Annotated in this window: 12 protein-coding genes and 3 pseudogenes; 10 read left to right on the top strand and 5 right to left on the bottom strand. The window is 63.3% G+C overall.

The window, feature by feature from the left end; all coding sequences use genetic code 11:
- Positions 1–70: 70 nt before the first annotated feature.
- The 4 genes and pseudogenes from XpopCFBP1817_RS01170 to XpopCFBP1817_RS01155 all read left to right on the top strand — a co-directional run.
- Positions 71–1,245 (top strand): annotated as a pseudogene (locus XpopCFBP1817_RS01170) (type VI lipase adapter Tla3 domain-containing protein); the annotation flags it as partial.
- Entirely contained in the window at positions 1,227–1,505 is a 279-nt protein-coding gene (locus XpopCFBP1817_RS01165) for a PAAR domain-containing protein (RefSeq protein ID WP_341865980.1), read from the top strand. The pseudogene XpopCFBP1817_RS01170 and the gene XpopCFBP1817_RS01165, both read left to right, overlap by 19 nt.
- Before the next feature lie 92 nt (positions 1,506–1,597).
- Positions 1,598–1,801, top strand: a pseudogene (locus XpopCFBP1817_RS01160) (NAD-glutamate dehydrogenase domain-containing protein); the annotation flags it as partial.
- A gap of 8 nt (positions 1,802–1,809) precedes the next feature.
- Positions 1,810–2,044, top strand: a pseudogene (locus XpopCFBP1817_RS01155) (RNA polymerase subunit sigma-70); the annotation flags it as partial.
- Positions 2,045–2,229: 185 nt separating this feature from the next.
- Here XpopCFBP1817_RS01155 and XpopCFBP1817_RS01150 read toward each other — a convergent pair.
- Positions 2,230–2,835: an EF-hand domain-containing protein gene (locus XpopCFBP1817_RS01150; protein WP_128415623.1), complete on the bottom strand. Its 606-nt coding sequence runs from the start codon at positions 2,833–2,835 to the stop codon at positions 2,230–2,232.
- Positions 2,836–2,875: 40 nt separating this feature from the next.
- Here XpopCFBP1817_RS01150 and XpopCFBP1817_RS01145 point away from each other — a divergent pair, with 40 nt between their 5' ends.
- Both XpopCFBP1817_RS01145 and XpopCFBP1817_RS01140 read left to right on the top strand, forming a co-directional pair.
- Positions 2,876–3,790: an arginyltransferase gene (locus XpopCFBP1817_RS01145; protein WP_128415629.1), complete on the top strand. Its 915-nt coding sequence runs from the start codon at positions 2,876–2,878 to the stop codon at positions 3,788–3,790.
- Positions 3,744–5,054: an endonuclease/exonuclease/phosphatase family protein gene (locus XpopCFBP1817_RS01140; protein WP_128415622.1), complete on the top strand. Its 1,311-nt coding sequence runs from the start codon at positions 3,744–3,746 to the stop codon at positions 5,052–5,054. Before XpopCFBP1817_RS01145 ends, XpopCFBP1817_RS01140 begins: the two co-directional genes overlap by 47 nt.
- A 268-nt stretch (positions 5,055–5,322) precedes the next feature.
- On the opposite strand, the gene purT is transcribed toward XpopCFBP1817_RS01140, so the two are convergent.
- Positions 5,323–6,525 (bottom strand): formate-dependent phosphoribosylglycinamide formyltransferase, encoded by a 1,203-nt coding sequence (purT, locus tag XpopCFBP1817_RS01135; protein ID WP_128415621.1) that lies wholly within the window; start codon positions 6,523–6,525, stop codon positions 5,323–5,325.
- Positions 6,526–6,652: 127 nt separating this feature from the next.
- Between purT and XpopCFBP1817_RS01130 the strand changes: the two genes are divergently transcribed.
- The 4 genes from XpopCFBP1817_RS01130 to XpopCFBP1817_RS01115 all read left to right on the top strand — a co-directional run bounded on the left by XpopCFBP1817_RS01130 (position 6,653) and on the right by XpopCFBP1817_RS01115 (position 8,969).
- The gene (locus XpopCFBP1817_RS01130) at positions 6,653–7,522 is read left to right on the top strand and encodes an SPFH domain-containing protein (protein WP_128415620.1); all 870 of its coding nucleotides are present in this window, start codon (positions 6,653–6,655) and stop codon (positions 7,520–7,522) included.
- A gap of 9 nt (positions 7,523–7,531) precedes the next feature.
- On the top strand, positions 7,532–7,816 hold the full coding sequence (locus tag XpopCFBP1817_RS01125) for a hypothetical protein (RefSeq protein WP_128415619.1): 285 nt from the start codon (positions 7,532–7,534) through the stop codon (positions 7,814–7,816).
- Positions 7,813–7,992: a type II toxin-antitoxin system antitoxin gene (locus XpopCFBP1817_RS01120; RefSeq protein ID WP_128415618.1), complete on the top strand. Its 180-nt coding sequence runs from the start codon at positions 7,813–7,815 to the stop codon at positions 7,990–7,992. The genes XpopCFBP1817_RS01125 and XpopCFBP1817_RS01120 overlap by 4 nt, the downstream gene beginning before the upstream one ends.
- A gap of 179 nt (positions 7,993–8,171) precedes the next feature.
- Positions 8,172–8,969 carry a M15 family metallopeptidase gene (locus tag XpopCFBP1817_RS01115; RefSeq protein WP_128415617.1) on the top strand — a complete coding sequence of 266 codons (798 nt, stop codon included), beginning with the start codon at positions 8,172–8,174 and terminating at the stop codon, positions 8,967–8,969.
- Between the two features lie 31 nt (positions 8,970–9,000).
- Here the strand turns inward: XpopCFBP1817_RS01115 and XpopCFBP1817_RS01110 are convergent, their stop codons facing one another.
- From XpopCFBP1817_RS01110 to XpopCFBP1817_RS01100, 3 genes are all read right to left on the bottom strand, one after another.
- Complete coding sequence (locus XpopCFBP1817_RS01110) at positions 9,001–9,675, bottom strand: DNA-3-methyladenine glycosylase family protein (RefSeq protein ID WP_128415616.1); 675 nt, start codon at positions 9,673–9,675, stop codon at positions 9,001–9,003.
- Between the two features lie 2 nt (positions 9,676–9,677).
- Complete coding sequence (locus XpopCFBP1817_RS01105) at positions 9,678–10,064, bottom strand: DUF423 domain-containing protein (RefSeq protein ID WP_128415615.1); 387 nt, start codon at positions 10,062–10,064, stop codon at positions 9,678–9,680.
- A gap of 81 nt (positions 10,065–10,145) precedes the next feature.
- Complete coding sequence (locus tag XpopCFBP1817_RS01100; protein WP_128415614.1) at positions 10,146–11,318, bottom strand: polyketide cyclase; 1,173 nt, start codon at positions 11,316–11,318, stop codon at positions 10,146–10,148.
- Positions 11,319–11,561: the final 243 nt, after the last annotated feature.

The raw sequence follows: 11,561 nt of genomic DNA, 5'->3' as shown, positions 1-11,561 counted from the left end.
GCTCAACACCAGCTTGCAGATGATCCACCTGGCGTTCCTGGCGTTGCTGCTTAGAAGACTTTGAACAGGCTCTAAGGAAGCGGTTGAGCGCTGGCCGTTACCAGTGATCGTCATTGGGCCGCCGACGACGATCAATGATGGCAGCACGATGGCATCAGGAATTGCGTATTGGCGCCAGTCCGAAAGCCTGGGACTTACCTTATTCCTTTGGCAGGATGACGCCAACGTAGCGAGTGCACAAGGCACCCTGGAACGGTTGTTCCAGTTCTTCGACGATCATCCTGATGTGCCGGAAGTATTGCTGGTCAGTAACGATTCGGAAGGAGGGCGATACGGCTGGGAATCACCCGGTCTGCCAAAGCAGCCGGAAGGGATACACGTGCCGATAATGCCAGACAGCATGACTGCGCTATTGGTGGCACGCAGCGATCGGGTAGACAGGTTGGTGCGCCCATATGCGGTGGATGTAGGCGACGGTATCAACAAGGACGACACACAGTACGACATCATCAAGTTGTGGAATTTTTTCTGGGAGAAGCGCGACGTCTTCGACGATAAATTCGAGCGTGAACTCAAAGCCAAGGGCGTGAAGTTCCCTGATGGCCCCGGTGTACCCAAAGCCGATTGGTGGATCGCGCAACTCCCCGAGCTGTGGAAGCAGATCAGCAACAAGGGTCCGGGGGAGTTCAAGCCCAGCGCTTATCTGCCGGTGCGCTGGGCGCGCTGGCAGGTGCAGCAGTTCGAAGCGTCGCCATTGCTGGGGTATCTGCATCGCCCGGTGGTATTGCGTTGACCGACGACCAGGGCCAGCCGCTCAAGCGCGCCGCGCAGGTAGACGCACTGCGCAAGGGCTGGGCACAAGCGGTGGCGGCGCTACCGGAAGATGCTAAGCCGACACGGGTGTTCTACGACACCAGCCTGGATCGCGAATGGGTCATCCCCCTGACCCAGGCGCTGCACGACAATGCCGAAGGTATCGAGCTTGACGACAAGCACCAGGGCTACGACATCGGTCGGCGGCTGGGCAATACCGGTGTCAGTTCGGCGTTGGTGCAGATCGGATTGGCGATCCAGGCAGGCTATGAAGACGATCGCACCAGTGCGACGGTGAACCTGGCCCCGGATGGTTACGCGGGTATCGCGATGGTCAGTCCGCCGGATGCGGCCAGCAAGCACGCCAACACCGAGCATCGCGGCAAGAATCCTTTCATGGCGCACGTACCGGGATGGAAAGACCCTCAATGAGCCGTGCATTCATCGTCGAAGGCGACGCCCACAGCCATGGTGGCCATGTGCTCGCCGGTTTCGAGCACGCAGGCATCGATGGTCAGGCGTTTGCGTGTGAGGGCCATCCTGCGATATGTCCGCTGCATGGGCGCACTCACATTGCCGGCGCCTCCAGTCAACTGAACATCCATAGGCGCAGGGCCGCTCTGGACGGCGACAAACTTGCCTGCGGCGCAACGCTGATCGCCGGGCAGCAGGGACGGGCCAGGCACCAGTAATCCGGCAGTCCAATGATGGCGCTAGACCAGATACAGGGCATCGGCACCTACGGTGTGCCGGACACCGTGCCGGTGGCGTGGAAGCACCGTCGCGTTCCAGCTGGGCCGACTACGAGGCCCAGCTGATCAGCGCCGGTGGCGACATCTACCCGCGCACCTTGAAGTCGATCGACATCAGCGCGCCGGTGCGCGAAGTCTGGGGGCTGGAATCCAACGTCAAGCAGCTCTCGCCCAATGAGCTGATGAACACGCTCATCAAGGCGTCCGCATACGTCATGCGCGGACCAGGACATGGATTGCGCCGATGCACACCGACACGCTGGATCTGATGTTGCAACGCGAATTACCCATCGCTGCCGCCGGCTGCCAGCAGGCGTGCGGCCGCATTGTGCGCGCCTGCCAGAACATGGTGACCGCCATCGCGTGGCGATCACACGCAATATCGCCGCCAGTCGTTGCCAGGCGCGCAGAAAGCCTTCCTGCGCGCCTGGCAACGACTGGCGCAATTGCATCAGCCCGCCAGTTTTCTGCCATGGCTGCACGGAGGCAGCGATTGCCGCAATCGACCGACTCAGGCAGCCATCCAGCACAGAAAAACAGCCTCCTGCTTACGCGGGAGGCCGTCGGTCGATCGGCGCCTTGTTACATGTTGCTTTTTAAATGATGCAGCTACTGCCCCTGCCGCAGCCCTGCGGCCTGGTAACGCTGTAGCGACTGGATGAGCTCAATTGCCCGTCGCAGGCTTGGCCGGCATCGGACGCTTGCCGTGATCGCCGTGATCGCCATGCTCACCTGGACCACGCGGACCGTGTTCGCCACGCTGCTTGGAGGCCGCATCGAACTCGGCCTTGCTCAACTTGCCGTCCTTGTCGGTGTCGGCCTTGGCAAACCACGCATCGCGATGCTGCTGCATGCGCAACTCACGATCGGCACGATCGACAACGCCGTCCTTGTTGACGTCCATCTCATCGAAACGCGCGGCGAACCTCGGGTCGGCCTTGGCTTCTTCGCGGCTGATGCGGCCGTCCTTGTCGGTATCGAGCTTGCTCAGCCATTCGCAGCGTCCGTCGCGTCCATCACGACCCGGGCCCCGATGATGCGGGCGCTCATCGCGCGAGAGCTTGCCGTCCTTGTTGGTGTCCAGCGTGTCGAACTGTGCGGCCAGCTTCGGATCGGCCGCCGCTTCGCTGCGGTCGATCACGCCATCGCCATTCTTGTCGAGCTTGGCAGGACGCGGCGCATCGCCAGCGGCAGGCGGGGCGGCGAACACCGCGCCGGTGGACAGGGCAGCCAGCACGGCCAGTGCGAGAAACGGTTTGCGAGACGTCATGAGAAACTCCTGGGATGTGGGAACCACACGCGGCACCTGCATGGGCCGCATCGCGTGGGTGGCGCATCCGGATCCACCGTGCGCTGCCACCAACACCCACATCAACGCGCCATCGACGCGTAGGTTGACGCGCACATCGGGCGTATTCATCCGGCGGACGGTCGCCGCTGTTGCGACGCGCAGGCGCTATCCTGCGTGCATGGCCATCCACGCCGACCCCCACGACGACCTGCGTCTGTTCCAGACCGGCGAACATGCCTGCGGCTACTGGTCCGAGCGCCGTGCGCGCGACCTGGTGCTGGACCCGCACGATCCGCGGCTGGGCGCGATGTATCCGCAGGCATTGGCGTGGGGATTTCGCCGCTCCGGCGATCTGATCTACCGGCCGCATTGCGAACGTTGCCGCGCCTGCGTGCCGGTGCGCATTGCCGTGGATTCCTTCCGGCCCGATCGCAGTCAACGCCGTTGTCTGGCGCGCAACCAGGACCTGGTGGTGCGCGTGGTCGCCGCCGAACGCACCGACGAACAACTCGCGTTGTATCGACAGTACCTCAAACACCGCCATCCCGGCGGTGGCATGGACGAGCATGGCGCCACCGAATTCGACCAGTTTCTGGTCGGCGGCTGGTCGCATGGGCGCTTCCTGGAAATCCGTGAACCGGCGGTGGCGCACGCACCGGGGCGCCTGCTCGCCGTTGCGGTCACAGACGTCACCGAGCATGCGTTGTCGGCGGTCTATACGTTTTACGCACCGGATGCCGCTGCGCGCAGCCTGGGCACGTTCGCGATCCTGCAGCAGATCCAGTGGGCACAACGCGAGCGCCGCGCGCATGTGTATCTGGGCTACTGGATCGATGGCCACGCGAAGATGAATTACAAGCGCAGCTTCAGCGCGCTGGAAGCCTACGATGGCCGCCAGTGGCGTGGACTTCCCGCGCCTACACCGGCACGTTGAACTAGGCGAGGACGACATCGGTCTGTCGTATCCCGCATGCGAGAATGCCGCGATGATCAAACCTCTGCCGCTGCTTGCGCTGACCGTGCTGTGCGCTGCTTGCGCGCATCGCGCGCCCTCGTCAGATACGGCCACTGCCGAGTCCGCACCGGCCCGGTTGCGCATCGCGACCTACAACACCTCGCTGTATTCCGACGAGGCCGGCGGCCTGGTGCGCGAACTGCAAGGCGACAGCGCGCATGCGCGCAAGATCGCCGCGGTGCTGCAGCGGGTGCGCCCGGACCTGGTGCTGCTCAACGAGTTCGACTTCGACCCCGAGCACCGCGCCGCAGATCTGTTCCAGCAGCGCTATCTGCAGGTCGCTCAGCCTGGCGGCGGAGAAGCGTTGCGCTATCCGTATCGCTATGTGGCACCGGTCAATACCGGCGTGCCGAGCGGCCTGGATCTGGACAACAATGGCACTGTCGGCGGCGACGGTCGCTCGCGCGGCAACGATGCCTGGGGCTACGGATTGCACGCCGGCCAGTACGGCATGCTGGTGTTGTCGCGCTATCCGATCGACGCGCAGGCGGTACGCCGTTTCCAGTTGCTGAAATGGAGCGCGCTGCCGGGTGCGTTGCGCCCCACCGATCCTTCCAGTAAAAAATCGTTTTATAGCGATGCGATCTGGGCGCAACTGCGGCTGTCGTCCAAATCGCATTGGGATGTGCCGGTACGCACGCCGCTGGGCGTGGTGCACGCGCTGGTGTCGCATCCCACACCGCCGGTGTTCGACGGTGCCGAACAGCGCAACGCCGCCCGCAATCACGACGAACTGCGGCTATGGCGCGAGTATCTGGATAACCCCACAGACGCTGCATGGCTGTGCGACGATCAAGGCCACTGCGGTGGTTTGCCTACAGACGCACGCTTCGTCATCCTCGGTGATCTCAATAACGATCCCGTCGATGGCGCCGGCCGCCACGATGCGATCCGCGCACTGATCACGCACCCGCGTGTCTTGCAGTACCCCACACCGCACAGCGACGGTGGGCCGGAAAAAACCGCCGAATACGCCGCGCTAGGCATTGCGCACACCGGCGACCCACAGCAGGTCACCGGCGACTTCGGCCCGCAGGCTGGCACGATGCGCCTGGACTACGTGCTGCCCTCACGCCAGTTCCATTTGATCGGTAGCGGCATTTTCTGGCCCGCCAACAGCGCGCCGGAAGCGGCGATTGCCGATGGCAGCGATCATCATGCGGTGTGGGTGGATGTGCGCTGAGAAGCCGTGATTCCGAATTCGGGATTCGAATCGTTGAGTTTCTGAGCTATCTCAGCTCAACTCACTCGGACCATCGTTGAACAACATCCTGTGCGGCGGGAGCGAGCACAGTGCAGGCTCCTCGCGCATCGGACTGAGAACGTCCGAACCGCAGCCGGCCATCGTAAACCCGCACCGGCGCCGCCCGGGGGACGGCAGCGTCCACCCGAGCCATCAGTGCGTTGCGTCATTGCGCGGCACTGCAACCCCGCCATGACGATCACAGCGTTCAGTCTTTCAAACTGATCACCAACGCCTCAGCGGCCACACGTGCTTTCTCACGCGCAGCATCGATGCTGTCGGCACGTGCCAACGTGACACCGACGCGGCGGTGGCCATCCACACGCGGTTTGCCGAACAAACGCAGTGCGGTGTCCGGGTCGCGCAATGCGTCGGCGACGTTGTCGAAGACCGGCACGCCGTGCCCATGTGCGAGCAACGCGCACGATGCAGACGGGCCCTTCTGACCAATCACGCCACCGTTCTTGGCGCCGACTGGCAGGCCGAGAATGGCGCGCGCATGCAGCGCGAATTCGCTCACGTCCTGCGAGACCAGCGTGACCAGGCCGGTGTCGTGCGGGCGCGGCGAGACTTCGCTGAACCAGACGTCGTCGCCCTTGACGAACAACTCCACGCCGAACAGACCCCAGCCGCCAAGGTCATCGGTGATCGCCTGCGCGATCTGCTGCGAGCGCTGCAGCGCGGCCGGCGACATCGGCTGCGGCTGCCAGCTCTCGCGGTAGTCGCCATCTTTTTGCCAATGCCCGATCGGATCGCAGAACGAGGTACCGCCGGCATGCCGCACCGTCAATAGAGTGATCTCGTAATCGAAGTCGATAAAGCCTTCGACGATGCAGCGGCCGGCGCCGGCACGCCCGCCGGTCTGCGCGTACTCCCACGCCGCATCGATCTCCGCTTCGCTGCGCAAGGTGCTCTGGCCCTTGCCCGAGGACGACATCACCGGCTTGACCACGCACGGCAGGCCGACGGCGGCGATGGCATCGCGGTATTCGGCGGCCGTGTCGACGAAGCGATACGGCGAGGTCGGCAGACCCAGGGTTTCGGCAGCCAGGCGACGGATGCCTTCGCGGTCCATGGTCAGACGGGCAGCGCGCGCAGTCGGGATCACCTTCTGGCCCTGTTCGCGCTCCAACGCGACCAGCGTTTCGGTATGGATCGCCTCGATCTCCGGCACGATCAAGTGCGGCTGCTCTTTGGCGATCAGCGCGCGCAGTGCCTCGGGGTCGAGCATGTCCAGCACGTGCGAACGGTGCGCCACCTGCATCGCCGGCGCGTTGGCGTAACGATCGGCGGCGATCACTTCCACACCGAAGCGCTGCAATTCGATCGCCACTTCCTTGCCCAGCTCGCCCGAGCCCAGCAACAGCACGCGGGTGGCGGAAGGCGACAACGGCGTGCCGAGAGTAGTCATAAGCGCGGTCCAGATCGGAAGGGGCCGCCATTCTAACGGGCCGTCACCGCGACCGCCGGTCCAAGCCCTTGCACCGACTGATATCAATTTGATATCTTTTTTCCACTCCCCAAGGACATCATGACTCATGAAAAAGAAGCCGATCAGCTCACTGCCGGGCATTCCCGTCGTCCTCGCCGCAGGCGCGGCATTCGCGGGCGCGGCGTGGTTCATCCTCACCTCCATGGCTGCCACCAACACCACGCCGGGCGGGTTCCTCGCTTCACTACTAGTGGTGGCGGCGGGCATCTTCACGCTGGCCGGTCTGTACACGCTGGAACCGAATCAGGCTGCAGTGCTGAGCCTGTTCGGCAAGTACGTCGGCACGGTCAAGGACCCGGGGCTGCGCTGGAACAATCCCTTCTATGCCAAGCGCCGCGTCAGCCAGCGCGTGCGCAACTTCGAAAGCGGTCGGCTCAAGGTCAACGAACTGGATGGCAGCCCGATCGAGATTGCCGCAGTGATCGTGTGGCAGGTCCTGGACGCATCAGAAGCGGTTTACAACGTTGACGATTACGAAAGCTTCGTGCATATCCAGTCCGAAGCGGCGCTGCGCGCGATGGCTACCAGCTACCCCTACGATCAGCACGAAGACGATCAGATCTCGCTGCGCAGCCACCCGGCCGAAATCAGCGAACAGCTCAAGCGCCATCTGGACGAGCGACTCACCCAGGCCGGCGTGGATGTGATCGAAGCACGCATCAGCCACCTCGCTTACGCACCGGAAATCGCCCAGGCCATGCTGCAGCGTCAGCAGGCCAATGCAGTGATCGCTGCACGTACACGCATCGTCGCCGGTGCGGTGGGCATGGTCGAAATGGCGCTGTCCAAATTGCAGAAAGATGGTGTGGTGCAACTGGACGAAGAGCGCAAGGCGCACATGGTCAGCAACCTGCTCACCGTGTTGTGTTCCGATCGTGGCACCCAACCGGTGGTCAACGCCGGCTCGCTGTATTGAGGTGATGCAATGAATGTCATGGTGCCGTTGGTCGTCGCTCTCTGCGGGTTGCCCGCGCTAGCAATCGCCGACTCCATCGGCGCGGACGACGACGACCGCGCCCGTGGTCTGGGCCTGCGTTGGGCGCTGATCAGCCTGGTGATCCTGATCGGCGCCGCCTGCCTGTATTGGGCAGGCGACCACCGCGCCGGCATGTACGCGGTGGTAATCGGCATGCTCGTCGGCGTCAACATCGTGATCGTCTCGATGGTGATGCATCTGTGCCGCCACAGCGGTTGCGGGGAGCACGAGTGAACGAAAAAAAGGCCTACCCGCTGCGCATCAACGCCGATGTTCTGGCCGCTGTGCAGCGCTGGTCCGACGACGAACTGCGCAGCCTCAACGCGCAGATCGAATACGTGCTGCGCGATGCGCTGCGCAAGGCAGGGCGCTTGCCCAAGCCGCATAGCGATAAAGAAGCTGATGCATAAACAAAACGGGTTTCAGGCAGATTGGATATCTGCTGAATGAAGAACGCGAGAGATCGCGGCATGGGCGTCGTGCATGCGCTGACACCGGCACCAAACCGCAGTCCAGCCGCGTAAAGGACGCAAGCATTCGTGCCTTGCCAGACTGGCAGCCCTCACGCCGCACCGGCTAAGCTGCGGCGATGCGCAACTCTCCACGCTGTCTGCTCAATACCTCCGACATCGAACTGTGGCCGGCCGATCTGCTGCGCGCGCGCGGCAATGCGGATGCGCGCGTGCTGTCGCAGGCCGACTGGCTGCTGCGGCGCAAGCGCGATGGCCGTTATCTGGCCGCGCATCTTCCGCAGGGCGTGATGCCACTGGTGCCGCGATTGGCCTACGAAGCCGGGCTGGATGAGGCACTGGCGCTGCTGGAGACGATCGACCGACATGCCCCCGATCGATCGCACACCACACTGCAGGTCAGCGGTGTGCAACAGCGACTGACGCAGTTGGAGATCGACGTGGACGCGTATCCGCGTCAGACCGGGCTGAGCTTGGTGCCCGAACCTGCCGCCCTGCACTTTTCCGGGAACGATCGCTTCGCACGGCCGTTGTGGCTCAGCGCTGGTGCAAGCCGTGGCTGGCGACGGATGCGGGCCGACGCCGCACGCACCGGCATCCTGCTGGACGCGCTGTCGGGATATCGCAGCCACGATTACCAACTGGCGATTTTCGAACGCAAGCTCGCATGCGGAATGACCGTGACCCAGATTCTTGCGATCAACACGGCGCCGGGTTTCAGCGAACACCACAGCGGCGATGCACTGGATATCGGGACGCCGGGCCAGCCGCCGGTGGAAGAATCCTTCGAGACCACGCCCGAATTCGCATGGCTGCGTGACAATGCGCAGCGCTTCGGTTTTCGCCTGAGCTATCCGCGCGACAACCCGCATGGCATCGTCTACGAGCCGTGGCACTGGCGCTGGTCTACGGCGTAACGCAGCACGCATCAGCTGCAGGCTCGCGCGGCTATTCCTGCGAGCGCGGTATCGGCACCTTGGTCGCCACGCTAAAGTCGGCGATCTTCCATAAATAGAACGCGGCGTAGGTGCGATACGGACCCCAGCGTTCGCCGCGTGCGGCCAGTTCCTTCGGCGTCGGCATCTGCTCCTGCTTGTCCACGCGCTGCGCACCTTTGCGTACGCCAAGGTCGTCGATCGGCAGCAGATCCGGGCGGCCAAGGCGGAACATCAGCATCATTTCCACCGTCCAGCGGCCGATACCGGGCACCGGTATCAGCGCTTCGACAATCGCGTCTTCGTCCATGAAAGCGAGCCTGCGTAACGAGGGAATCTCGCCTTCACGTTCGCGCCGCGCCAGATCGCGCAATGCCAGCGCCTTGTTGCCGGACACGCCGCAGGCACGCAGTGCGAGGTCATCGACACGACCGAGCGTCTCGGCATGCAAACGCTGCGCGCCGATCGCCACTTCCACCCGTGCCACGATCGTGGACGCCGCCTTGCCGCTGAGTTGCTGAAACAGGATCGCGCGCGCCAATGCATCCACCGGATCGAACGGTTTGCGCCAGCCCGGCGGCGGTGCGATGAGGCCGATGCGCGTCATCCACGCCCCCAGCGCGCGGTCGCGCCGAGCCAACTGCGCGAACGCAGCCTCCACATCGAATCCGCGAGCGTGGCGCGGCATGCTCAGCGCCTCAACGCGCCGATCGCCAGCACCACCCAACCCAGCATCAGGCTGACGCCGCCAACCGGCGCCGGGCTGGTGGGCCACTGAAGCAACGCGCCGCCGACCAGGCTGCCGCTAAACAACAGCGTGCCGAGCAACAACAGATACAGACCGATCCGACCGAGCACGCGCGTTTCGGTGGTGCCGAGCACGGCCAGAACCGCGCCGTGCCCGAATGCGTACAGCGATGCCAATTGCAGGCGCGATTGCAGCACTGCATCGGCCACACCGTGCGAGGCATAGGCCGACAACCCTACCGCACTGGCGGCCAACAGTGCGCCGCAGAACGCCAGCAGCGAGCGATGTTTCTTACGACGTTCGAGCACAGACATGAGGGCAAGCTCCATTGGAGCGCCGTGGCGCAAAAAAAAACGCGCCGCAAGGCTGCGGCGCGTTTCCGTCTGGATCAGATCATCGTATTGAAACGATTACTTGATGGCCCAGTAAACATCGTAGACACCGTCGGGCGTAAACGACTTGTCCACACCTGCCTTCCACGACTCGTACGGACGCTCGGTCACGTCGTTGCCGTTGGTGGCAGACCAGGCACGCAGCGAGCTACGCACTGCATCCAGGCCGGCCATGTGGCCTGCGTAGGTTGCATAGGCAGAGCGATGCGCCTTGGTACGCTCGTACTTCACCGGTGCTTCGGTCGGGATATTGACCTTCAGTTCGTCGCCGGTGGCGGCGACCGGCGTTGCATCGACCGGAGCAGCGGTAGCGGCGGCGGCATCTTTCTTGGCATCGTCCTTGGCCGCAACCGGCTTGGGAGCCGCACCTGCACGCTTGCGCACCGGCTGCACCACGTCGAAGGCGTACTTGTCGGAGGCGAAATCGGTGGTGACGATGCGCACTGGACCGGCAGTCTCAAGGCCGTTGGAGTCCATCACACGCTTGATCCACCCCTGGTTGTCCTTGATCGACTTCTTGATCGTCTCGTTGTCACGATCAATGTTGCCTGCGGTGACGACCAACAGGTCCTCTGCCGGCACATCGACGATCTTGAGATCGCTCAACACCGGCTTGCCATCCAGCTCGGCGCGGTAGTCGAAATTGGGAACGGTGGACAGTGTGCTCGCCAAGCGCGACAGACCCAGTTTCAGGTCGTCACCCACGTGGCGGCTGACATACAAGCCGGCATAACGACCGAACAGGTTCCAGCCGTACTTGACGCTGTAGTCCTGGGTGATCTTGACGTTCTTATTGTTCTTACCGGTCGGCACCAGGGTGAAATTGGTGGCCTTGTCATAACCCTTGGTGGGATCGTCGATCGAAATCTCAACACGCTCGTTCTTGACGCTGTTGGTGATCTCCCAGCTGCCCTTGCCGATATAACCTTCGGTGGAGCTGTACTCAATACGTGCACCCTTGCCCTCTTCAGGGCCGGCCAGCTTCAGCTGGAGCTTGGGGTCACGCAGCACAAGTGGATTCCAATCCTTGAAACGACGGAAGCTGTTCACGGTGTCGTAAACAATCGTCATTCTGCGGTTGGTCTCAACACTCTCGGACATCTGCCGCTCCGAGGGCAACACCAAGCCCACCAAGACAAACAAGCCAGCCACGATCCCCAAGGCGATCAGGAACTCGATAATACGGGTCATTCAGGAGGTCTCCGGGGCCGATCCCACGGCCGGGTTGAGTGAAGCGAAGCGGACATCCTAGCAGGCTTCGAGAAAGATGTTCAGTTGTGCGACGGGTAGCGCGGTCTTGCGGAGTCATCTACCGCAAGACACGCGTTGCACAGCGACGCAATCCCCCATCCAGGCAGGGGTTTGGGCGGATTGCGCGCCGCTATCATTCACATCGCGCGATGCCTGTGTGTGATGCAGCGATGGCGTGGCGTA

Source organism: Xanthomonas populi, from assembly GCF_002940065.1.
GTDB classification, from domain to species: Bacteria; Pseudomonadota; Gammaproteobacteria; order Xanthomonadales; family Xanthomonadaceae; genus Xanthomonas; species Xanthomonas populi.
Note: the sequence above shows the minus strand (reverse complement) of the source record. Positions and strands in the feature narration are given on the sequence as shown.